The organism is Corallococcus exercitus (assembly GCF_003611585.1).
Taxonomy (GTDB): Bacteria; Myxococcota; Myxococcia; order Myxococcales; family Myxococcaceae; genus Corallococcus; species Corallococcus exercitus.
This window is the reverse complement of the sequence record NZ_RAVW01000021.1, coordinates 23,314-44,984: the sequence shown is the minus strand read 5'-3', so window position 1 is coordinate 44,984 and position 21,671 is coordinate 23,314. Positions and strand designations below refer to the sequence as shown.

23 protein-coding genes and 1 pseudogene are annotated in these 21,671 nt (G+C 68.5%); 14 read left to right on the top strand and 10 right to left on the bottom strand.

Annotated features, from left to right (window positions below; genetic code table 11):
- From D7W79_RS04755 to D7W79_RS04745, 3 genes and pseudogenes are all read left to right on the top strand, one after another.
- A pseudogene (locus D7W79_RS04755) lies at positions 1-555 on the top strand (M48 family metallopeptidase); the annotation flags it as partial.
- A 169-nt stretch (positions 556-724) separates the two neighbouring features.
- Positions 725-1,696, top strand: coding sequence for a hypothetical protein (locus tag D7W79_RS04750; protein WP_120524133.1), 972 nt, complete (start codon positions 725-727; stop codon positions 1,694-1,696).
- Between the two features lie 276 nt (positions 1,697-1,972).
- On the top strand, positions 1,973-3,136 hold the full coding sequence (locus D7W79_RS04745; RefSeq protein WP_120524132.1) for a hypothetical protein: 1,164 nt from the start codon (positions 1,973-1,975) through the stop codon (positions 3,134-3,136).
- A gap of 475 nt (positions 3,137-3,611) precedes the next feature.
- Here the strand turns inward: D7W79_RS04745 and D7W79_RS04740 are convergent, their stop codons facing one another.
- Together D7W79_RS04740 and D7W79_RS04735 are read right to left on the bottom strand one after the other, a co-directional pair.
- Positions 3,612-4,190 (bottom strand): TMEM175 family protein, encoded by a 579-nt coding sequence (locus D7W79_RS04740; RefSeq protein WP_120524131.1) that lies wholly within the window; start codon positions 4,188-4,190, stop codon positions 3,612-3,614.
- 20 nt (positions 4,191-4,210) lie between these two features.
- Positions 4,211-4,864, bottom strand: coding sequence for a glutathione S-transferase family protein (locus tag D7W79_RS04735; protein WP_120524130.1), 654 nt, complete (start codon positions 4,862-4,864; stop codon positions 4,211-4,213).
- Positions 4,865-4,953: 89 nt separating this feature from the next.
- Between D7W79_RS04735 and D7W79_RS04730 the strand changes: the two genes are divergently transcribed.
- Entirely contained in the window at positions 4,954-5,766 is an 813-nt protein-coding gene (locus D7W79_RS04730; protein ID WP_120524129.1) for a helix-turn-helix transcriptional regulator, read from the top strand.
- 42 nt (positions 5,767-5,808) lie between these two features.
- Positions 5,809-6,207 (top strand): GFA family protein, encoded by a 399-nt coding sequence (locus tag D7W79_RS04725; protein WP_120524128.1) that lies wholly within the window; start codon positions 5,809-5,811, stop codon positions 6,205-6,207.
- Here D7W79_RS04725 and D7W79_RS04720 read toward each other — a convergent pair.
- Positions 6,204-6,935: an SDR family NAD(P)-dependent oxidoreductase gene (locus D7W79_RS04720; RefSeq protein WP_120524127.1), complete on the bottom strand. Its 732-nt coding sequence runs from the start codon at positions 6,933-6,935 to the stop codon at positions 6,204-6,206. The two genes, D7W79_RS04725 and D7W79_RS04720, sit on opposite strands and share 4 nt — an antisense overlap.
- A 423-nt stretch (positions 6,936-7,358) precedes the next feature.
- On the opposite strand from D7W79_RS04720, the gene D7W79_RS04715 reads away from it, so the two are divergent.
- From D7W79_RS04715 to D7W79_RS04705, 3 genes are read left to right on the top strand one after another with little or no spacing between them, the layout of a single operon-like run.
- Entirely contained in the window at positions 7,359-7,646 is a 288-nt protein-coding gene (locus tag D7W79_RS04715) for an autorepressor SdpR family transcription factor (protein WP_120524126.1), read from the top strand.
- The gene (locus D7W79_RS04710) at positions 7,643-8,326 is read left to right on the top strand and encodes an SdpI family protein (protein ID WP_120524125.1); all 684 of its coding nucleotides are present in this window, start codon (positions 7,643-7,645) and stop codon (positions 8,324-8,326) included. The genes D7W79_RS04715 and D7W79_RS04710 overlap by 4 nt, the downstream gene beginning before the upstream one ends.
- Positions 8,327-8,385: 59 nt before the next feature.
- A complete protein-coding gene (locus D7W79_RS04705; RefSeq protein WP_120524124.1) occupies positions 8,386-8,961 on the top strand; it encodes a class I SAM-dependent DNA methyltransferase in 576 nt (191 codons plus the stop codon).
- 78 nt (positions 8,962-9,039) lie between these two features.
- On the opposite strand, the gene D7W79_RS04700 is transcribed toward D7W79_RS04705, so the two are convergent.
- Positions 9,040-9,660, bottom strand: coding sequence for a TetR/AcrR family transcriptional regulator (locus D7W79_RS04700; RefSeq protein WP_120524123.1), 621 nt, complete (start codon positions 9,658-9,660; stop codon positions 9,040-9,042).
- Between the two features lie 140 nt (positions 9,661-9,800).
- Here D7W79_RS04700 and D7W79_RS04695 point away from each other — a divergent pair, with 140 nt between their 5' ends.
- Both D7W79_RS04695 and D7W79_RS46070 read left to right on the top strand, forming a co-directional pair.
- On the top strand, positions 9,801-10,925 hold the full coding sequence (locus tag D7W79_RS04695) for an FAD-dependent monooxygenase (protein ID WP_120524122.1): 1,125 nt from the start codon (positions 9,801-9,803) through the stop codon (positions 10,923-10,925).
- Between the two features lie 43 nt (positions 10,926-10,968).
- Positions 10,969-11,304, top strand: coding sequence for an SDR family oxidoreductase (locus D7W79_RS46070; RefSeq protein WP_369127224.1), 336 nt, complete (start codon positions 10,969-10,971; stop codon positions 11,302-11,304).
- On the opposite strand, the gene D7W79_RS04685 is transcribed toward D7W79_RS46070, so the two are convergent.
- A complete protein-coding gene (locus D7W79_RS04685; RefSeq protein ID WP_120524121.1) occupies positions 11,216-12,154 on the bottom strand; it encodes an AraC family transcriptional regulator in 939 nt (312 codons plus the stop codon). The two genes, D7W79_RS46070 and D7W79_RS04685, sit on opposite strands and share 89 nt — an antisense overlap.
- A 156-nt stretch (positions 12,155-12,310) precedes the next feature.
- Between D7W79_RS04685 and D7W79_RS04680 the strand changes: the two genes are divergently transcribed.
- Positions 12,311-12,616: an antibiotic biosynthesis monooxygenase family protein gene (locus D7W79_RS04680; RefSeq protein WP_120524120.1), complete on the top strand. Its 306-nt coding sequence runs from the start codon at positions 12,311-12,313 to the stop codon at positions 12,614-12,616.
- A 133-nt stretch (positions 12,617-12,749) separates the two neighbouring features.
- On the opposite strand, the gene D7W79_RS04675 is transcribed toward D7W79_RS04680, so the two are convergent.
- From D7W79_RS04675 to D7W79_RS04660, 4 genes are all read right to left on the bottom strand, one after another.
- A complete protein-coding gene (locus tag D7W79_RS04675; protein ID WP_244221595.1) occupies positions 12,750-14,129 on the bottom strand; it encodes an FAD-binding protein in 1,380 nt (459 codons plus the stop codon).
- 185 nt (positions 14,130-14,314) lie between these two features.
- The gene (locus D7W79_RS04670) at positions 14,315-15,628 is read right to left on the bottom strand and encodes a PQQ-dependent sugar dehydrogenase (protein ID WP_120524118.1); all 1,314 of its coding nucleotides are present in this window, start codon (positions 15,626-15,628) and stop codon (positions 14,315-14,317) included.
- Positions 15,629-15,795: 167 nt separating this feature from the next.
- The gene (locus tag D7W79_RS04665) at positions 15,796-17,307 is read right to left on the bottom strand and encodes an ABC transporter substrate-binding protein (RefSeq protein WP_120524117.1); all 1,512 of its coding nucleotides are present in this window, start codon (positions 17,305-17,307) and stop codon (positions 15,796-15,798) included.
- A 210-nt stretch (positions 17,308-17,517) separates the two neighbouring features.
- A complete protein-coding gene (locus D7W79_RS04660) occupies positions 17,518-18,414 on the bottom strand; it encodes an AraC family transcriptional regulator (RefSeq protein ID WP_120524116.1) in 897 nt (298 codons plus the stop codon).
- Positions 18,415-18,499: 85 nt separating this feature from the next.
- Between D7W79_RS04660 and D7W79_RS04655 the strand changes: the two genes are divergently transcribed.
- The gene (locus D7W79_RS04655) at positions 18,500-19,507 is read left to right on the top strand and encodes a TolB family protein (RefSeq protein ID WP_120524115.1); all 1,008 of its coding nucleotides are present in this window, start codon (positions 18,500-18,502) and stop codon (positions 19,505-19,507) included.
- Positions 19,508-19,767: 260 nt separating this feature from the next.
- The gene (locus tag D7W79_RS04650; protein ID WP_120524114.1) at positions 19,768-20,322 is read left to right on the top strand and encodes a dihydrofolate reductase family protein; all 555 of its coding nucleotides are present in this window, start codon (positions 19,768-19,770) and stop codon (positions 20,320-20,322) included.
- Between the two features lie 255 nt (positions 20,323-20,577).
- On the opposite strand, the gene D7W79_RS04645 is transcribed toward D7W79_RS04650, so the two are convergent.
- Positions 20,578-21,372: a hypothetical protein gene (locus D7W79_RS04645; protein ID WP_120524113.1), complete on the bottom strand. Its 795-nt coding sequence runs from the start codon at positions 21,370-21,372 to the stop codon at positions 20,578-20,580.
- On the opposite strand from D7W79_RS04645, the gene D7W79_RS04640 reads away from it, so the two are divergent.
- Positions 21,371-21,637, top strand: coding sequence for an ankyrin repeat domain-containing protein (locus D7W79_RS04640; protein ID WP_120524112.1), 267 nt, complete (start codon positions 21,371-21,373; stop codon positions 21,635-21,637). The two genes, D7W79_RS04645 and D7W79_RS04640, sit on opposite strands and share 2 nt — an antisense overlap.
- Positions 21,638-21,671: the final 34 nt, after the last annotated feature.

Here is a 21,671-nt window from a genome sequence, read left to right as displayed (position 1 = left end):
TTCGACTCCCACCCGCCCCTGTCCGCGCGCATGGAGAACGTGGGCGTCCGGCTCAAGCCCGCGGACATGGCGCAGGTGCTCCTGGAGCCCGTGACGTCCTCGTGGGCGGACGCCATCCTGGAGGCGGAGGCCATCGAGGCGCGGATGTGGGGCGCCTACGAGGCGCGCTTCGCCCAGGCCCATGACCTGGCGCTCGCCTACCGCTACGAGCCGTCCACGGACGCGGAGCGGCAGCACGTGGAGAAGCACTTCCCGCCGCTCGTGTTCGAGGGCAAGGAGTCCGGCTTCGAGGTGCGGATGAACTACGCGGAGGTGAGCTGCACGGATTGGGAGCAGCCCGTCCCGTTCGACCGGGTCGCCACCGCCGCCACCGCCGACCGCATGTTCAAGAAGTACCTGGACCTGAAGGTCACCGGGGAGAGCCGCTTCAAGAACGGGCGCTCCCTCTGCCTGAGCAAGCTGAAGGATCCGGACGCGGCGCTGGCGGCCTTCGGGAACTACCTGGGACGCCACCGGGCCATGAAGGCGCACCGCTCGGAGTCACAGGCCGCTTGAGGGGGGGGCGCCATGGTGACTGGCGCCATCCTCCTGGTGACTGGGGTCACCGGCCGGGCACCCGACGCGAGTCGTCCGGCCCTGGGAAGTCAATGGGTTGCGGGCCGTGCCTGGCTGGCATCCGCGCTGCAATGAGACAGCGCAACGACGTCCCGACCCAGGTGACCCCATGATCCTCGCCAAGCCCTCGAGCTTCTCGTCTCCCATGCTGCGCCCGAGCGCGGCTCCGTCCACGACCGTCAACCCCAGGCAGCAGCTGTCGGCGGGGCCTGTTCAGGACACGGGGACGCGGAGCATGAACGCGCGGGGCTTCAGCCCCGTGGACGCCTTCGAGCCGGCGGTCATCAACCGGCTTCAGCTCCGCGCCCCGGCGCTCCCGCCGGCGGCCGAGGCGCCCCAGTCCTCCGGCTCTGGCATCCCGAGCGCCAACGACAAGCGGCCGGCGGGGGACACGCGCTCGGCGGCGCAGATCGTCGACGACTCGCCCGTGCTGAAGAAGCTGGGCCGCCAGAAGGACATCAAGTTCGAGCAGCTGTGCAAGCAGACCGGCGTCGACCCCAAGCTCGACCTGAAGGACCCGAAGCAGAACGCCGACGGCGTCTATCGCCTGACCAAGGTGCTGGAGTTCATTGACAGCGCCAAGGCCTCCACGGGCGGGGACCGGGGGAACAAGGTCCAGAACGGCAAGGGCGACGGCAACATCGAGGGCATCACCAAGGACGGCGATGCGCGCCACGGCACGGAGGCCGGCATGCTCAAGGACTTCGCCGAGAAGGGCTACTCCTTCCTGGGCGAGCACCAGCTGCCGACCACGAAGGACACGCACGTCAAGGCGGACGGGAGCAACAAGGACAACTTCCAGTGGGCCGCGGGCGAGGCGGGCAAGGCCCTGTGGTTCATTCCGGGAGTCAGCAACGTGCTGACGGGCATCGGGAACTCGGAGGGCGGCTTCAAGGGCGTCCTCGAGGGCGCCGCGACCGGCTACCTCAACACCATCAAGGGCGCCGCGGAGGGCCTCGTCGGCTCCATCACCAAGGGCCGCGCCAACCCGGCCTCGATGCTCTTCGGCAGCTACATGGGCGCGCTGGCCAACACGGAAGCCGCGCCGCAGCCGGTGAAGGACATCGCCAGCCTGTTCTGAGCACGGCTGACGGTTCAAGGACGGCCCGCCCCTCCTATGCGGAGGGGCGGGCCGTTCGCGTTTCAGCCGGTGCCGCGGGCGGGTGATGACCGCTGTCGCGGCGCTGATGAGCCCAGTCACCAGGCGGCTCACCGTGATGGGCCCGCCCCTCCCGCCAACTGCTTGAAACCACAGGCAGCCCCTGGCCACGCGGTGCGATGGAGGCGCGGCATGTCGGATGCAGTAGGGCAGGGCATCGCGGTTCGCTCCCCCTTCGCAGCACCTCCTGAGGTTCCCATGGCCCGCCGCATCGGTTCGTCCCTCTCCCGCTCCGCCACGCTCCCGACCTCCACGGTGTCCCAGCCCCGGCCTCCGGCGCGCGCGTCGACGCTCCCCGCGACGGCCACGAAGCCCACGACGGTCACGAAGCCCGTGGCGACGCCGCCCGCCGCGACGGCCTCCAAGCCCACCACGAACACGCCGGCCGCCACGGAGCCCCGCCCGGTGAAGCACGCGGGCGCACCCGAGGGAGCGCCCTCCTACAGCCCCTGGGAGCGGACCACGGGCCAGGGCTCGGACGTGGCGGTGAGCGGCGGTGACAACAAGCTCACCGCGCCCGCGGGTGCGAAGCAGAACGTGCTCATCGACAAGCCGGGCCGTCCCTTCCAGAAGGACACCTTCGGCGGGGGCCGGCTGAGCGGCAACGTGGGCTCGATGCAGGCCTCCACCACGAGCCACAGCGGCGGTGGCGTGCACCACTACTCGGCCCAGGCCGAGCTGCAGGGCCCCAGCGCCGCCTTCCAGATGCAGAAGACGCACGCGGGCCGCTTCGGCGTGTCCAGCGCGCAGCTCACCGGCGAGGCCAACAGCTTCAAGGCGCAGGCCCAGGCGGGTGTGTCGGCCGACACGGGCTCGCACGCCTACACCGCCGCGCTGACGGCCAAGGCGGAGACGGGCGTGGGCGTCACGGCGAGCGCGAGCCACGACTTCAACCGGCACGTGGGCGGCTACGTGAAGGGCGAGGCCAAGGCCTCCGCCACCGCCTTCGCCGAGGGCGTGGCCACGGTGGATCCGAAGACGGCCACGGCGATGGTCTCCGGGCAGGTGGGCGCGGGCGCGACGGCGGGGGCGTACGCCACCGCGGGCGGGCACGTGGGCCGGGTGCATGGCTCGGTCACCGCGGGCGCGGTGGCGGGCGCGTCGGCCCAGGCGGGCGGGAAGTTCGGCCTGGAGAACGGCTTCCTCAAGCACTCCGCGGACGTGAACACCGCGCTGGGCGTGGGCACCCACGTGAAGACCGACGTGGCCGTCGACCTGCGCCACCACGTCAAGCCGGGCATCGCATCGGGCCTGCGCCCCGCCCTCGCCGGCGCCATGGGCGTGCCCGCCCCCACGCTCGCCATCGAGCCGGAGAAGTCGCACGTCGAGAAGTTCTTCGCCAAGGCCTTCCACCGGTCCTGAGGCGCCGCCAATCCCATCCGTGCTCCTGCATGTCGGTCCTCTTGGGCCGACATGCAGGACGGGCGGACTTCAGCCGGGACGAGGACTAGTTACAGGGCGCACCGCAGGTGCCAGCCCCGCGGGCCTGACATGCCGCCGTGTTGATGCAGAACTGGCCATCCCCCGTGCAGCACCCGAGCAATCGCGAGGGCTCGCCCGAGGTCTCGTCCGGAACCGCGCTGGCAGGCGCGGTCGAGACGAGCACCGCGTCTTCAGTCGCCGCGGCCTCACCCGGGGCGACCTGCGAGGAAGAGGGGACAGCCATTCCCACCACGAAGGCAAAACTCAGGGCGACTCCGGAAACGAGATTCCGCAGCATCTGTGGCTCCTTGGGTTGAGAGGCATTCGGGAGGGTACTCCCGGTGTGCCTTCAATCCAAGACGGCGCCGTGGTGTTTGGATATGGATGTACTTTGATGGGCGGAATGGATGGCGCCCTATGCTTCAGGCGTCGCCTTCTCGAAGCGCCGATCCGGCACCAGCCACATCAGCGCGGCCAGCACATAGACCGCCTCGGAGAAATGCCCATTGAAGAAGGCGCTGATGATGCCGACCAGGTAGAGGACCGCCGAAATCTTGCCCTTGAGATCTCGCCCGACCGCCAGCGCCAGTGGCGACCTTGGGCCCTGCGTCGCCACCATGAGGGTTTGCAGTACCCACCAGGCGAAAGCGCACATCAACAGCACGAAGCCGTAGAGCGCCAGCGGCACGGACGCGAAATGGTTTTCGCCCATCCATCCGGTGGTGAAGGGGACCAGCGACAGCCAGAACAACAGGTGCAGGTTCGCCCACAGCACCCCGCCGCTGACGTGGTTGATGGTGTGCAGGAGATGATGGTGGTTGTTCCAGTAGATGCCGACGTAGACGAAGCTGAGCACATAGCTGAGGAAGACGGGGATCAGCGGCCGCAGGTCAGCCAGCTCGCTGCCGTGCGGTGCCTTGAGCTCCAGCACCATGATCGTGATGATGATGGCGATGACGCCGTCGCTGAACGCTTCCAGCCGGTTCTTGTTCATGCTTCACCCCGCGGGTTCCGTTATTCCGGAAGGGCCCCCAGCACCGGCGTCAAATCCGGATCGGCCTTCCGCATCGCCCGACGATACGCCGGACGCGCGCCGATGCGTTGCAGATAGGCCAGGATGTTCGGCCAGGGCGAGAGGTCATACGGCTTGAACAGCCGCATCGTGGTCAACGAGAACACGGTCATGATGTCCGCAGCTGTCAGCTCCGCGCCGGCCAGATAGGGCGCCTCCCCCAGCCGCTTCTCCAGGGTGGAGAAGACCCGGTTGAAGCGCTCCCGGGCCCCCTGGAGCACCACGTTCTTGTCCGAGGGATCGACGCGCTCCAGGTACCTCACCTGCAAGACGACCGGTTGCAGCGTCGCGTTGGCGAAGTGGAACCAGTAGAGGTAGTCGGCGAACCCGGCTTCGCCGCGCTTCACCACGAGCCGGCCATCGCCATGGGTCTGGAGCAGGTACTCGCAGATGGCCCCGGACTCTCCGAGGACGAGGTCCTCGTCGGTGAGGATGGGCGCCGTGCCCATCGGGTGGAGCGCCTTGTACTCCGGCGGGGCCAGCCGGTTGTCGGCCCGGCGTTGATAGCGCTTCAGCTCATACTCCAGCCCGAGCTCCTCGCAGAGCCAGACGATCCGCTCGGATTGCGAACGGCCGAGATGGTGCAGCGTCAGCATGTGGACTCCTTCACCCGGCGCATTGTCCGGGGCATGCGCGAACCGTAGGCTGCGCGAATCCGCTGGAAAAGGCGTGCCCGCATACCGGTATGGCGACTACCACCCTCCCCGAATTCCTCCGCGCTCGCCGCGAGCGGCTCCAGCCCGAGCCGACCGGGCGGCGCCGCACTCCCGGGCTTCGTCGCGAGGAGGTCGCGGCCCGCGCGGGTGTGAGCGTCACCTGGTACACGTGGCTCGAACAGGGGCGCGGTGGGGTGCCGTCCGACGAGGTGCTCGAGCGCCTCGCTCGCGCACTGGAGCTGGACGAGACGAACCGCGAGATGCTGTTCCTGCTCGCCCACGCGCGTCCGCCGCCGCGCCGCTACACGCCGCCCGCCGAGGTCACGCCCGCGCTGCAACGCGTGCTCGACAACCTGCGCGCGCCCGCGTTCGTGAAGACGCCGACCTTCCAGATCGTCGCGTGGAACCGCGCCGCCGTGGCGGTGATGGGCGACTACGCCGCGGTCCCCGAGCGCGACCGCAACATGCTGCGCCGGGTCTTCCATCCCGAAGCCGCCGCGTTCCTGCCGCACGGTGATGACATGCGGCGCACGTGCCTCGCCGCGTTCCGCGTCGACATCGCGCGTGCGGGCGCTTCCGAGGAGGCCGCCTCGCTCGTCGACGAGCTGATGGCGACGAGCGAGGAGTTCCGCCGGCTGTGGGCCGAGAACGAGCTGCACACGCACGGCGTGAGGTCCAGGCGGCTCGTCCGGCCGGGTGTCGGCGAGCTTGTGTTCGAGGCGTCGATGTTCTCCGTCGACGACAGCGACGGCCTCGGCATGGTGGTCCTCTCACCCGCGGACGACGCTTCCGCGCGTGGGGTCGAACAGCTGCTCCGCGAGCTCGAGCATTCCACCGGCTGACGCCCAGGCCGCGGTCTTTCTGTCGTTCAGGGGAGGTTGTTCATGCACCGGGGGTCTTGTTTGTGCGGCGCGGTCCGCTTCACCGTGGAAGGTGGGTTGCCCAACCCTGACGCCTGCCATTGCAGCAAGTGTCGCAAGTACTCGGGGCACTACTTCGTCTCGGCCGACGTGCCGCGCTCGGCGGTCCGAATCGAGGGCGAGGACCAGGTCCGCTGGTTCCAGTCATCCGAGAAGGCGCGTCGCGGCTTCTGCTCGGTCTGCGGTTCGTCGCTGTTCTGGGATCCGCTCCAGCGCGATTGGATTGGAATCGCGATGGGCGCCTTCGACACGCCGACCCACACGCGCATCGCGGTCCACGTCTACATGGCCGACAAGGGCGACTATTACGACGTCGCGGACGGGGTGCCCCGGTTCGACACGATCCCGCCCAAGCCGCATTAGGGAAGCGGAACGCCGGTGGCCCGAGCCAGCGCGTCGAGCAGCTGGGCCTGGAACTTCAGGTCGTCCGCCGCGGGATGCCTTGCGACCCGCCGCTGGTGGTGCCAGTAGCCATCCGTGGTGCGTGCCTCGGCGGCGTCGCTGGTCGCCAGCCACTCCTGCGTGAGGTGGCCGAGCCGCAGGTCGTCTGGCGCGTTGGGGCCGCCCATCTTCGTGGGGACCCAGCCCGGGTCGACCGAGTTGCTGAAGACGTCCGGCCAGCGCCGGGCGATGGCCGCGGCCAGGGTGGTGACGAAGAGCTTGCTGTCCGAGTACGTCCCCGTGACGCGCTGTCCGCTCCAATCCATGTCATCGAGGTTCGGCCGCCCGCCCTGGTGCATCCCGCTGCTCAGGTAGACCAGACGCTTGGGCCGCGGGATGAGCGCGGTGAGCACGTAGGGCGCCACGACGTTCACGGGCAGGACCGACGGCTCGGAGTACACGCCTGCGTTGTGGATGACCGCGTCCATGGGCCCCAGCGCGTTGACCTGCCGGGCGAGGTCCCGGGTCTGTTCCAGGACAGCGAGGTCCGCGACCAGTGCGACCGCGCCTTGCGTCACCAGGTCCTGTACGGCAGTGAGCCGCTGCTCGTTGCGTACATGAACGACCACCTCGTGACCGTCGGTAAGAAGCGTCTGCGCGGCGGCCTTGCCCAAGCCGTCCGCTGACCCGGTGATGAAGATGCGTGCCATGGCTCTTCACTATGCGCGCCGTCACACCGAGTCACCACTCACTGCCCGTGGAGGGATGCGCCGCGATGGTGGCCACAGCCGCGAGAGTCGATTCGATATCGCGGCGACTGACGCCGAGATGTGTCACGGCTCGAAGCTGTCCTTGTTTGTCTCGGGGTGGGGTGTCGTCAGCCTGATGCCTGGAATCCGCACGAGGCCGTCGGCAAACCGCCGGGCGTTCGCGGGGTCATCCGCCAGGCACTGCACATGATGGTCGAGCGCGTACAATCACCCGGCGGCCGCGATCCCCGCCTGCTACACCCTGAGGCAGCTGGCCCTCGAGAGGACCACCCCCGGCGCTGGGGGCCGGAATAGCGGGATGTCCACTTGACAGGATTTCTCGGGTCGTTATTTTGATGTTTATCGAAATATCGAAAGGTCGTGATGCGAACGCAGGAGGTCTTCAAGGCGATTTCAGACCCGACCCGGCGCAAGGTGCTCAAGCTCCTCCAGGGCGGCTCGAGGTCAGCGGGAGAGCTCGCGGAGGCGTTCGACATCACGAAGGGGTCGCTGTCGCATCACTTCAACGTGCTCAAAGCGGCGGACCTGGTGCGCTGTGAGCGCCGCGGACAACAAATCGTCTACTCCCTCAACACGACCGTGTTCGAGGACGTAGCGGCGGTCCTGCTCGACCTCTTCAAGGTCGATAAGGGGAATGGAGGGCGGTCATGAGAATCAGCCGAGCCCATGTGTTGAGCCTGGGATTCGTCATCGCGGCGTTCGCGATGGCCATCGTGTTCTACGGCCGATTGCCCGAGTCGATTCCCACGCACTGGAACGCCGAGGGCGTGGTGGATGGGCATACGCCCAAGCCCTGGGGGCCCTTCGTCCTGCCGCTGGTGATGGCTGCTGTGTACCTGGTCCTGGTGGCAGTGCCGCGGATCTCGCCCAAGGGCTTCAGCGTGGCGCGGTTCCAGGGCGTCTTCGAGGGCATCCAGGCGACGCTGGTCGCGTTCCTCTTCCTGCTCAACGCCCTGGTCCTGCTCGCGGGCCTGGGAGTGCCCGTGCCGGTGGCGCGCGTGGTTCCCGCTGCCACGGGACTGGTTCTCGTGGTCCTGGGCAACTACATGGGGAAGTTCACCAAGAACTTCTTCTGTGGAATCCGGACGCCCTGGACGCTCGCGAGCGACGAGGTCTGGCTCCGCACGCATCGGCTGGGAGGACGGCTCTTCGTCCTCGCGGGAGTCATCGTCCTCGTCTCGGGTCTTCTCGGCGGCGGCTCGGTCCCCGTGCTCGCGGCTGTCACCGTCGCGGCGATGACTCCCGTGGTCTACTCGTACTTCCTCTATCGCCGCCTTGAGGGGTTCAAGCGCGGACCGACGGACGGTGCGGGCACCCATCGCTCCAGCTGAGGGAGCCCGCCTCGTGAGACCTGAGTAGGGGACTCTCGCCCTTGAGAGGAAGCTGACCCGTGCACGAGTACGATTTGATCGCGGACTGGTATGCGTCCCAACGCGCAGGCCACATGGGCGTCCCGGAAGTGACAGCGCTCGCGGCGTCGCTTCCGGCCGGCGCCCGGGTGCTGGACGCCGGTTGCGGCACGGGACTGCCGCTGACGCGGGTGCTGCTGGAGCACGGCTGTCAGGTGATGGGCGTGGACAGCTCCCGCGAGCTGCTGGCGCGCTTTCAAGCGAACTTCCCCCACGTGCCGGTGGTCTGTGCGTCCATCCAGTCGTGTGAGCTTCAGGCGCGGGCGTTCGACGCCGCGATTGCGTGGGGCGTCCTGTTCCACCTGCGCCACGAAGAACAGGAACAGGCGATCGCCAACATCGCCAGGGCCTTGAACCCGGACGCCGCGTTCCTCTTCACTTCGGGCGACGTTCACGGCTCCATGGATGGCGCGCCAATGAATGGCGTGCCGTTCCGCTATCACTCGTACAGCGTCGACGGGTATCGCGACCTGCTGCGCGCCCACGGACTCACGCTGGAAGAGACGCACACGGACCCGGGCGGGAACCTCTATTTCCTGTCACGCAAGACGGGATGACGCGCCGGGGGCAGGTCCGCTCGGCAAGACCACCGATCTGGCAGTGGCCGCCGCCGTGGCGGGCAGCGTCTCGAAGCTCTAGCCGCGCGTGTCGCTCGACGCCATTCCCTGCACGGCCGCGAAGCCCTGATCGATCAAGGCGAAGAACTCGGCGCTCGCCTTCTTCACGGAGCCTCCGCGTTCGAGCACGCGAATGGCTTCCTGGCGAGCCGTGCGCACCGTCAGCACGATCATGCCGGCCGCGAGCCGCGCCAGGCCGTCCGGCGTCGGCCCCGCGAGCTCGGTCGCGAGCCCTTCCGCGGCTTCGTCGTTGAGCTCACGGAGCCGCGCCTCGAGCGACGGGCTCGCCGCGACGAAGCGCCAGAAGTCAGCCGCATGGCGGTCGAAGCGGACGAACGGATGCTTCTGCTCCCGCAGCCGGCCCATGAGCGCACGGAGCTCGGCGATGGGAGATTGCCCTGGCGGCCTCGCGCGAATCGCCTCGCGAAAGAAGAGCAGCTTCAAGTCATCCTGGCGGTCGAGCATGAGGTCCTCCTTCCGAGCGAAGTAGTTGAAGACCGTCATCTTGGAGACGTCCGCGGCGGCCGCGATCTCGTCGAGCGTCACCGCGTCGAAGCCTCGCGCGAAGAAGAGCTCCGTCGCCACATCGGAGATCCGCTGCCTCGTCTCGCGCTTCTTGCTCTCGCGGCGCTCGCCCATGCGCCGGATTCTAGCGAAGCGCCGCCGGCATGGGGCATGGATTTTTATACGCGGTAAACGAATCCATTGCGGAAATGTTGACCGGGTATAACATCTTGGGCGTGAGGGCTGCCGGAACGCGGCCATCAGGAGGAGGCGTCATGGGCGCGAAGGCAGGGAAGGTCCTCATCTCCGGCGCGAGCTTCGCCGGGCTCTCGACCGCTTTCTGGATGAGCCGGCTCGGCTACCAGGTCACCGTCGTGGAGGTCGCGCGCGGGCTCCGGGAGGGCGGTACGGCCGTCGACATCAAAGGCAATACCGTCGACATCGTCCGGCGCATGGGCCTCCTCGATCAGATCCGGTCGAACCGATTGAGCCTGCAGCGGTGGGAGTTGAAGAACGAGCGCGATGTCACGGAGCGCTCGATGGTGCTGAGAGGTGAGGGCGAAGCACCTCCGGACGACGAGTTCGAGGTCGAAAGAACCGTTCTGCTGAACATGCTGTTCGACGCCGTCAAGGACCACGTCGAAGTCGTCTTCGACGACAGCATCACCTCGCTGAGCGAGACGGAGGACCGCATCGAGGCCACGTTCGCGAGGGGCGCACGACGCACGTTCGACCTGGTGTTCGGCTGCGACGGCGTCCACTCCGCGGTGCGGAGGCTCTGCTTCGGCGAAGAAGCCCGCTACATCCACTTCCTCGAGCAGTACTTCTCGATCACCATCGTGGACAAGCTGCTCATCGAGCGGAACACCGCGCAGATGTTCAACGTGCCGGGCAAGGCCGTGATGCTCAACGCCTACAAGAACAACACGGACATCATCTTCGCGTTCGCTTCCGACAAGGAGTTCCCGTACGACCGTCGCGATGAGGAGGCCCCGCGACGGATCATCGCGGACCAGTTCGCCGGGGTGGGCTGGAGGACGGCGGAGCTGCTCCAGGAAGTGCGGAGCTCGAAGAGCTTCTACTTCGACAAGCTGTGCCAGGTGCGGATGCCTTCCTGGACGAAGGGCCGGGTCGCCCTGGTGGGCGATGCGGGGTACTGCCCTTCACCCGCTGCCGGCATGGGGGGCTCGTTGGCCATCGATGGCGCGGCCGCGCTGGCGGATGCGATGCGGGAGCACGGCCGTGACTTCGCGCTCGCGTTTCGAGCCTACAACGAGCGCTTCCGCCCGTTCATCGAGCAGGTCCAGGCGGAGGCCGTGAGGACCGGGCTCGAGTCCCTCGTGCCCAGGACCGAAGAGGCCATCCGCGCGAGGAACGCGCGGACCGATTCCTCCTTCTGAGCGCTCGCGTAGGAGGTCCTTCGCCGAGAGGCAGCGTCGAGGCATGCGTCACGCCTCCGTCGTGATGCACGGTGGAATGCAGGCAGCGTGTCCGCCATGTGCTGGCGCATCATTCGAGCTCGGCCGCTGGGGCACCACCGACGACATCGCGGAGGTCGTCGCGCTGCTCGTCTCGGAACGCGGCAAGTGGCTGACCGGCGTGAACTACCGCGTGGACGGCGGAATGACGGCGCGCCGACCCTCGGCCCCGCATCGAAGCGCTTCCGCGATACCCAACGCGATGATGACGCTCACGGACGCGGAGCCTTCACGGAAGCGCTCGTGGCCTTGCGGAAGGCCGAGGGCGTCTGGCCGAAGTGCCGGTGGAACGCGCGGTTGAGTCCGGACTGACTGGCGAACCCCGCTGCATGCGCGATTTCACCAATGGAGTCCTCGCCATCCCTCAGCCGCTGCGCGACCAGGTCCAGCCGGAGGCCCAGGAGGTAGGTCATGGGCGGCTGTCCGATGCGTTCCTGGAAGAGCAGGGCGAACCGGGTGCGGGACATCCCCACGCGCGCGGCCAGTTCTCCGACGGACCAGGGGCGAGCGGGGTCCATGTGGAGCTGGTGGAGGGCCTCCGCCAGACGTGGCTCGCGCAGGCCCGCCAGCCACCCTGGCGGAGTCTTCTCCGTGTCGAGCAGCAGGGCGCGCAGCACCTGGACGAAGAGCGCCTCCGTGATTCGAGCGGCGGCCGTGGCCGCGCCGGGCGCGGAGGAGGCGGCTTCGTGCGCGAGGGACTCCAGCAGCCCGCGGAGCGCGGGAAGGGAGGCCAGCTTCGTGCGGCCCAGGTGGACGACGCTGGGGAGCCCGCGCAGCATGCGGACTCCCTGCGCTCCCTCGGCGGCGAACTTGCCGCAGACCAGACGGGTGGGCTCGCCCGCTCCGCCCGCCTGATGAACGCCTCCCACCAGCGGATGCCGCGCGACGAGCTGCGCCAGGGGAACGGCCGGGGCTTCCCGTGAGGACAGCAGCGTGTGCGCCTGACCGTCGAAGAGGACGACCAGCTCACCGGCCTCCAGGGGGAGGACCTCGCGTGAGGTGCGCAGCGCGCACCGTCCCCGCTCCACCAGGTGAAACGATGCGAAGGGGCCTTGCGGCAGGTCCATGCCCCAGGGCGCGCGCAGCTCCCAGGCGGCATAGATGCTGCCTTTCAGGCGCATCCCGCGAAGTACCGCCGAGAGGGGTTCCATCCGCGTTTCATCCTTCCGGGACGCCGGGCACCGCAATTGGAACGGACGGCAAAGCAGGCCGCCTCGATTGCTTCTACGTTTCTTCTTGTCACTGTCAGGGCCTGCGCGGAACCGCCGCGCCGCCTCAACCCCGCCCTTTCGAGGAAGGACCCGACCATGGTCGTGGAGTACATCCGTTATGACGTTCCCGCCGAGCGGGCGGGGGCGTTTCTCGAAGCCTACCAGCGCGCGGGAGAGCACCTGAGCGCCTCACCTCATTGCCTCCGCTATGAAGTGAGCCGGGGCGTGGAGGAGCCGCACCACTTCGTCGTCCGCATCGAGTGGGACTCCGAGGAGGGCCACCTCCAGGGGTTCCGCCGCAGCCCCGAGTTCCGGAAGTTCTTCGAGCGCATCAAGCCCTTCGTGCCCGACATCCAGGAGATGAAGCACTACCGCGTCGACAGTGCCTGGGTCCGCCCGTGAGCGGGGAGTCCAGCTCCGTGCCCTCGTTGTACGCGTGGGCGGGAGGGGCCGAGGCCCTCTCGCGACTGCGCCAGGAAGGTTGTTGCCTTGGAATGCGGCTCCGAGCACGAGGAGCCGCACTCCGATGCGTTGATCAGAAGATTCCTTGTCCCGGCGTGAGGATGTGGTCCGGGTCGTAGCGCCGCTTCGCGTGCTCGAACCGCTCCCAGCTGGGGTGGAAGTGGTGGCGCCAGTCGGCGGGGCTCAAGGGCACCGCATCCACGGGGTAGATCTTCCCGCCGATGGCCGTGAGCCGGTCGAAGATGGCGCGGTTCTTCGCCAGGAGGGATGCGACGTTCTCCGGCGTCGGGGGAATGGCGGTGCGCAGCAGTGAGAAGAGGAAGACGTGTCTGTCGTTGGGGGTGCGCAGGAAGGGCGTGGTCAGCTCCGAGGAGCGGAAGGGGTAGAGGAGGATGGGCCCCTGCCCCATGTCGGCCTCGGTGGTCTGTGAGAGGACCTCCTGGACGAAGGACTCTGCGGACCGGGCGGGGACGAACATGTCCAGCCACGGATGGGGCAAACCCCAGACGCCGAGCTGCTTGAGCAGTTCGACCAGCGGCGCGAGCCGGTTGGCGAAGTCGAAGTAGCTGCCGTCGCTCACCTGGAGCGTTCCCGGCTGGAAGCCCAGTCCCGCGAGCAGTCCGGCGTCGTTCGGCTCGGAGCCCGGCGTGAAGTACTTCACCACCTCCAGCTGATACGCCCATCCCCCGTTGGAGGCGACGGCGGAGCCCTCGACGTAGTCGAAGCGACCTTCCTCGATGAGCCGCCGCTGGTCCTCCATGAAGCGGTGGAGGTCGTTGTACAGCGCGATGTACGTCCGAGCGCGGGGCGGCACTTCGACGAGCCGCACCCGCGCTCGCACGATGATGCCGAACTGGCCCAGGCCCGAGCGCACGGCGTCGAACAGGGGCCGCTCACGCCAGCGCGAGCACCGCACGAGCTCACCCCGACCCGTGACGACGTCCATTTCCAGGACGTTGTCCACCTGGAGGCCCCAGCGAAACGCCTGCCCGCCGATGCCCCCCGCGGACAGCGTCCCACCGATGCTCAGCTCGATGTAGTCGGTCAGCACCGGCGGGCTCTTGCCGTGGGGAAGCGAGGCCTGGAGCAGCTCGTGCCACCGGACGCCCGCATCCACCCAGGCGCTGTCCTCGCCAATCTCGTGAACGGTCGACAGCGTGGACATGTCGATGACGATGCCCGCCGCCACCTGGGACTGGCCAAAGGTGCTGTGGCTCTCGCCGAGGCCCCGAGCGGCGGCGATCTTCAGACCCTGGCGCCGCGCGAAGCGGACCATGGCCATGATGTCCTCCACCGAGCCGGGAACGAGCACCGCCCACGGCGTGCGGTGGAGGATGTGACCGAAGTCCTCCGAGGTCGCGGTCCGCGACGCCGTGTCCATCAGCAACTCGCCATCCAGTGACGGCAGCGGGACCGCGCCAGCCTCCAGCGTGGAGGCCCAGCTCCGGCTCATGGGATTGAATGCCACTGCCACCAACGCACCTTGGAGCAACGTCCTCCGGGAGACGGCTTGACTCGACATTCACTCCTCCTTTTTCGGCGGAGGCTCCTTTCTAGCCTGAGCCCCCAGCGCGCGCTCCGCTCCCCGAGGGTTGATTCCCTCGGGGAGTGAGGAGCGCGCCAGGGCCCGCGGATGCTTCAGCGCGGCGTGACCTTGAGCACCTTGCCGTTGGTGGCGTCGGTGACCAGGTAGAGGGCGCCCTCGGGGCCCTGCACCACGTCGCGGATGCGCGAGTCCAGGTCCTTGAGGAGGTGCTCCTCGCCCACCACGCGGTCATTGCGCACCATGAGCCGCACCAGCGCCTTGGCGGCCAGGCCGCCGATGAACAGGTTGCCGCGCCACTCGGGGAACAGAGCCCCGGAGTAGATGGTCATCCCCGAAGGGGCAATCACCGGGTCCCAGTAGTACACGGGTTGCTCCATGCCCGGAGCCTGGGTGCTCTGATGGATGGGCGCGCCGGAGTACTCCTCGCCGTACCCGATGGTGGGCCAGCCGTAGTCCTTGCCTGCCTCGGGGCGGTTCACTTCGTCACCTCCCTGCGGACCCATCTCCACCGTCCACAGCCGGTTCTGGCTGTCGAGCGCCGCGGACAGGACGTTGCGATGCCCGATGGACCAGATCTCCGGCTTCGCCCCCGGGGTGTTCAGGTACGGGTTGTCCTGGGGCACGGTGCCGTCGGGATGGATGCGGACCACCTTGCCGAGGTGGCTCTTCACGTCCTGGGCCTGGACACGGCCCGCGAGGATGGAGCGCTCCCCGAGCGTCACGAACAGCTTGCCGTCCGGGGTGAACACCATCCGTCCCCCGGAGTGCAGCGTCGAATCGAGCGTGGGCATCATCCGGAAGATGACCTGGACGTTCTCCACGCGAGGCGACGCTCCGTCCACGAGCCGCGCGCGCGCCACCGCCAGCCCATTGCCGCCCTGACGGGGCTCGGAATAGGTCCAGTAGATGAGTTGGCTCGTGGCGTAGTCCGGGCCCACCTCCACATCGAGCAGGCCGCCCTGGTCGCGCGCGTCCACGGCGGGCAGGCCTTTGACGGCGGGAGACTTCGCGCCCTGCTGCGTGACGATGTAGAGCGAGCCGGTGGGCTTCTCCGTCACCAGCATGCGCTGGTCCGGCAGGAAGGCGATGGCCCAGGGGTTCCGGAGGCCCGAGGCAATCTCCGTGACCTGGAGGGGCGTCTTCGTCTGGATGGCGGGGACGCGCGTCTGCCCGGGGAAGGCGGGCTTGAACTCGGGCACGTTGGGCGGGCCCTGCGGAACCGGGGGACCGCTGGGGAGCGGATCTTCCGCGACGCCCGCGTCGTCTCCAGGGACGCCCGCGTCGTCTCCAGCGACGCCCGAGTCCTGCTGCTGCTGGGTGCCGGAGTCCGGTGGCGTGGGTTCTGGATCGTCTCGGCAACCGACCAGGAGGGCGGCGACGATGAGGGGCATTGTCAGGCTGCGCATGCGAGTCACTCCACGGGGAAGAGGACGGGAGTGAATATCCGGGTTTTCGGGTCTGCCGGAAAGGACGCGTTGCAGCGGGTGGCCGTGCCGGACATCGGGAAGGGGAGCGCGGCCCGTGAGGGAAGGAAGGGAGCAGCGGGCTCCCTTCCTTCCCGGGCCTTCAGCGGCTACGGGCTGAACGTGCCGGTGAGCACGCTGGCGCGGCCGCGAGGCAGCGAGCGTTTGAACGGGCTCGTCGCGAGGTCCGAGCCGGGCTGGTACCAGCTCTGGATTTCCGCGAAGTACGTCTGGCCCGCCAGGAGCACGCCCGGGGGCAGGTACACGCTCTGGAGATCCGTGTGCAGCGCCGCCACGCGCGTCGCCGTGGTGGCACCGTTGCTCGTGCCCAGCCGGTAGATGTTCACCACGTAGTTCGTGGCCGTGCCGACCAGCGGCTTCGACCAGCGCAGCGAGGCGTCAGTCCCCACGCCCGTGAGGTTCTGGAACGCGCCACGCGTGTTCACCTGGGGCGCCTGCACCGGCCCGACGAGGGGCTGCACGGGCGCGGCGGTGAACGCGCTCGCCTCCTGATCCACGCGGATGTCCACGCCCATGGTGTAGGGCGTCGCGGTTCCCAGCGCGTAGCTCTTCGTGAAGCCGGCGGCGACGAGCGCCACCTTCTGCCACGTCGCCGGGAGCGGGTTGTTGTAGGTCATGCTCCCCGTGACGATGTCGGTCCGCAGCGAGTCAGGATTGAGCTTCACGAGCAGTGGCTGCCCGCTGATGGACGCGATCGCCGAGCTCAGCGCGGCCGGCCGGGCGGACATCCAGATCTCGTTGTACGTGCTGACCGCGCCCGGGTTCACCTGGGTGCGAAGGGCTTCGAAGGCCGAGCGTCTCCAATCCACCGCGAAGGTGCCTGTCGCGACGGGCTGGATGAAGGTCCCGCTGACGGTGACGGGCTGGCCCTCCACCTGCGTCATGCTCGTGTCGAGCACCTTGTGCATCGCGCGGTAGGGCACTCCATTCGCGCTCGTCTGCAACCGCATCTGCGCCAGCGAGAACACGTCCCCGAGGCTGCTGTCGAGCAGCACCGGGTTGGACATGTCGGCGTAATTGAAGGTCAGCCCGGAGAGCGACGTGGCGCCCGCCAGGGGGAACCCCGTGACGCCGGTGTTGACGTAGCCGAACGCGCCCGGGTTCAACGAATACACCTCCAGGTAGTCCCCCGGCTGCCAGGGAGACAGGCCGGTGGCGGACACCGTCACGGGGGTGGGCAGTGAGACGAAGGTGCCATCGCGGCCCCACTCCGTGGAGCCCAGGTCGAATTCGCGGCTGGTGCTCACCAGGTAGCGCGAACCCAGCTTCAGGTAGATGCGGCCGGAAGGGACGTTCGGCACGGAGATGGTGCCGTCCGCGGCGCCCGTGCCCGGATAGGCCGTGAACGCCCCGGTCGTTGAATCCCGCGTGTAGGCCACCACCGACGTGGCGGACTGGTCGTAGGGCTTCGTCTCGTTGCCCGACGTTGCGACGAAGGTCACCGGGCTGGTGCCGGTGACCTGGGTGATCACCCCTTGGGCAACCTGGGAGGTCGCGTCCTCCGTCATGGAGGAGTCCACCGCCTCGACCTCGTCGGGCCCCGCGCAGCCGACCGCTGTCATGCCGACCAAAAGCCCGAGGGAAACCAGTGACTTATGCATTGTAGGTGGAGCCCTTTCGACGACGCCCGGAATGGCGCCGCGTAGGGAGATTCATACCGGGTCGGTCTGACATTTTCGGGGGCGGTCCGAGCCCGATTTTCTCTCAGGGATTGTGAAAACAAACGCGCGTGTCGGCGGGTGTTTCCGGCAATGGCTTTCGTCATGCCTGGCGCTGATCCTCGCGGGCAGCGAGGGCCGGTGACGTGCGGTTCACCCTCGCCGGGAGGAGGGCCGGGGCGCGTGCCGGAGCCGGTACGCGCGAGGCGATGCACCGAACGCTTGCGTGAAGCTCGTCGTGAAGTGGGACAGGTCCCCGAAGCCCGCATCGAGCGAGACCTGGGTGACGGGCAGGCGGGTCGTCCGCAGCGTGGTGGCGGCGACCCGCAGCCGGGTGGCGATGACGAACTGGCGGGGCGTCTGGCCGGTCTGCCTCTGGAAGATGCGCAGGAAGTGGAAGCGGCTCAGCCCCGCGAGCGCGGCCAGCGCATCGAGCGAGCAATCCCCCGCGCTGTGGGCCTCGATGTAGCGGATCAGCCGGGCGACCTGCCGGACCTGCGTCGCGGAGGGCTCCGCCACGGCATGCACCCCTCCGTTCTGCTCGGACAGGACGACCTGCGCGCCGAGCAGGGCCGCCTCGCGCAATGCCTCTCGGCCACCGTCTCGAAGGGCCTCGTGCGCGAGCGCCACGGCCCGCACCGACCCGGGCGAGGCAGGCACCGCGACCCGGCCAAAGGACCTGCCGCCGCGGACGTGAACGCCGAGCGAGCGGCCCACTTCCTCGAGCAGCGCCTCTCCGTAATCAAAGACGAGCGAGCGGTCCCCGCCGTCATCGACATGGCGGTACTCGTATTCCGCCGCCGCGTTCCCGAGCAGGAACGTGCCCGGCCCCACCAGCATCTCGCCCTGGCTCGACCGCGCCTGGAAGGTCCCGGAGAGGATGACCGCGATCCGTGCGCGAGGGTGGACCCCCTGGGAGCGGCGAGCCCGGATGCCCAGCCCACAGACGCAATCCCGGGCGCCCCACGCTTCATCACGGATCAGCTCGTGGAAGCCGCACGGCCGGACCGGGAACGGAGCCGCCGCAACATTCCCCAAGTTTCGCGCCATGCACGGATGCTACTGCCACGACGCCTCATCGAGCTGGAGTCGCGTGCACGGGATGCATCGCGACCTCACCAGGAGCCACCGTCCCATGCATGAGCCCTCCCGTTCCGCTCCGTCCCGGCAGCCCCCGGTGCACACCCGTGCGTGGAGCCTCCCGCTGGTGCTCTGCGTTGGACTGGCGGGCTGCCGGACTCCCGCCTCCGGGGCCGGAGCACCCGCCACGCACTGCGTCCCCGAACTCTACGGCGCGGGCCTCTTCACCACGGGCGCGTGGGACTTCTTCCTCGCGTTCACGCCCGACCCGCGGCGCGTGCTCTTCGGCCGCGCGGATGACGCCTTCGAGCGCTACACGCTCTACGAGACCCGGCTCGGCGCGGACGGGAGCTGGTCCCCTCCCGTGAAGCCGCGCTTCGCTTCCGCATGGAGCGACGCGGATCCACACTTCACCCCCGACGGCCGCGCGGTCTTCTTCATCTCCAACCGCCCCAACCCGGGAGAGGAGGGGACCGCGGCCCGCGCGACGTTCGACGTCTGGACCGCCTCGCTCCAGGCGGACGGCGAATGGAGCGAGGCCCGCCGGGTCCCCGAGCCGGTGAGCGACGCGACCCGGGACGAGTGGTCCCCCTCGGTGGCCGCGAACGGAGACCTGTACTTCGGTGCGGACAGGCCAGGGAGCCTCGGCGGAAGCGACCTCTGGGTGTCCCGGGTCGTGGGGGGCGTCCACCAGCGGCCCGAGAACCTCGGGGCCGCCATCAACACGGAAGGCCACGAGGTCGAGCCCTGGATCGCCCCCGACGGGCGCTTCCTCCTCTTCAGCGCCCTGAATCGCGCGGACAGCCGCGGCAGCTACGACCTGTACGTCAGCCGCAGGGGGCCGGAGGGCTGGGAGCCGGCCCGGCCGCTCTGCGAGGGCATCAACTCTCCGGCGCGAGACTTCAACCAGAGCGTCTCGCCGGACGGGCAGTGGCTCTACTTCAGCAGCAACCGGCCCTTCACGGGCCCCGTGGGCGCGCGCTTCGGCGACGCGTCACTCGAGGGAATCGGCCGGGGAACAGGCGACATCTATCGGCTCCCCATGTCCGTGCTCGGGTTGTGAGCGCCAGCGCCCCACGAACCGCGACGGGAACGTGGGCCTCGCGGTGCCCTCATCGCCAGCATCCGTCTCCGAGGGAGCACGGTCAGGAGGCCGTGTCATGCGCCTCAACGGTTCATGAGAACGTTGGGTTGCAGCAAAACGCATGGCAACCAGGAAGTCCGCGAAGGTGACGGCGAAGCTCAAAAGGGTGATGGATGGGGCATTGCGTCGATGGATCGGGCTGCTGCGCGCTGGGCGCGCTTTTCGTAGAATCCCACGCCATGGGCCTCCTCACCTTCGGTCTCAATGTGACTTTGGACGGGTGCATCGATCACACCCAGGGAATCGTGGACGACGAGCTGCACGACTATTGGAGACTGCTCATGGAGCAGAGCGGGGCGATGCTCTTCGGGCGCAACACCTACGAGCTGATGGAGGGAGCCTGGCCCGCGGTGGCACGCGACGAAAAGGCACCGCGCGCGATGCGCGAGTGGGCACAGAGTCTCGAGGCGAAGGCGAAGTACGTCGTGTCAGGCTCGCGGAGCGACTTTCCGTGGCAGAACACGATCAAGGTGGAGGGTGACCTTCGCGAGGCGATCTCGGCGCTGAAAGCGAAGACCGAGCGGGGTGTCCTCGTCGGAGCGCCCAAGCTCGCGGCTTCGCTCGAGGAGTTGGGGCTCATCGACGAGTACCGCATCGTCGTTCATCCCGTCATCAGTGGCCGCGGGCCGACGTTGTTTCATGGCCTGTCGAGTCCGCGGCATCTCGAGCTCCTCTCGACGCAGCGGTTCAAGTCCGGCGTGCAGGCGCTCCACTTCCGTCGCAAAGTGGGATGAGCGTGGAAGACCCGAGCGCGCGATCTTCCCGCAGGATGCTCATGCCCGTTCAGAGAAGGCCAACAGCCTCCGCGGGCGGTATCGAGCCGGCCCCGTGCGCGCCTCGCTCACGGCTGGGATACAGCCCCGAGGCCATCTTCGACGTGTCCTTCCGGTGGTACGGCCCGTAATCGCGGGCCATGCCCGCGGCATGACAGGCGGATCGGCACGCGCTCCCCTTGAACGACGTGCCGGTCCGCGCATGAGCCCGCGAGGCTAACGGAGCGGAGAAACGAGCGTCCCCTCCTCCGCGGAGGCATACAGCGCCTCCACATCGAGCACCTCGTCCAGCGGAATGAGCACATCCTCGTCCTCTTCCTCCAGGTCGATGTCGTGGAATACCGCTGCCGGGAGCAATGCCCTCAACTTCAAGACTTGTGACGGCGTGACTTCCTCCTCCACCACGAGCCCGTCCGCGGACCTCACGTCGAGAGAGCGCCCGAGCTGAAGGAGCGTCAACGGCGCGCGCAGACCTTCCCTTGCCATGAGGGGCTCCGGGTCATTGTTCGCGAAGACGAGCTGGGCCGCTTCGAGCACACCGCCCACCCGGAGCACGCCCTGGACATTGGCGAGCCGGCAACGGAGCGACCCGGTGACGACCGTCGCGCTGCCGACGTCTCCGTCACCAAACTCGCCACCCACGTCCACGTTCCCCGCCACGACGAGGATGCCGCGGTTCAAAACGCCATTCGCCACCTGGAGCCCGCCCGGGAACAGGCGCACCTCGCCCTCCGCCACGTCGAGCATGTCGACCCGCGCCGCCGGGGCAGGAGCACGGAGCGTCCTCGCCCACAGCCAGGTCAGCGCCTCCAGCAACGCGCCCTCGGTCCGGTTCGCGCGAGAGAAGAGCGCCTCCAATGAAGCCCCCTCTGATTCAGCGAGGAGGTCTTGGAGGTGCGGCGCCATGTCCGTGAGGAACATCGGCATGACGTTGATATCGCGGCGCAAGGCGGACCGCAGTTCGTCCAGAGTCGACATGGTGAAGGGCTGACTACCACAGTCGCTCCGCATGGGGCCGCATGCGCGCACGGTGCGATTGCTCCTGGAGCGCGGTGCCCGGCCGGAGGGTGCGAGTGACGCCGCGGTCGTGACGCCGCTCCAGCTCGCGCTGACCACGCACCACCTGGGCGTCGCAGAGGCGCTGTTGAAGGCGGGCGCCGACGCGAATGCGGTGCGCAAGTCGGGCCAGACGCCGCTGCACCAGCTCGTCTGTCGAAACGCGGGCGAAGGTGCTCCGGCGTCCCCCTTCCTTGAAGCGCCGAGGCCCGCGAGCTAGAGAATGACGCCTCATCTCCGCAGGGGGCGGGGAT